The organism is Bradyrhizobium sp. Kon10 (genome assembly GCF_055807395.1).
Map to the genome: position 1 here is coordinate 1 of NZ_JBVVOZ010000314.1, position 251 is coordinate 251.

Sequence of the window (251 nt, forward strand, 5' to 3'; positions counted from 1 at the left end):
GCCGCTTCCACGATTGAAGGATTTCGGCAGGCGACATTCCGGCGCTATCCAGCGCGGCAAAGACATTGCGGGCGCGCTGCACGCGTTCGTCCGCGTAAGACAGCGACGCTACGCTGAACGGCGATTGCGCCGGCAGATTGATCTGCGGGCGTTCCGGCACGATCGGCCCGAAATCGGGCAGCGTCACATTGCCGGAGGCCGGCGCCTGCGCCGCAATGACAGGCTGTGCCGATGCGGAATTCGTCAACTGG

1 pseudogene is annotated in these 251 nt (G+C 64.9%); it reads right to left on the minus strand.

The annotated features are described in order from the left end of the window. Positions 1–251, minus strand: a pseudogene (locus tag AC0L2O_RS37175) (septal ring lytic transglycosylase RlpA family protein); the annotation flags it as partial.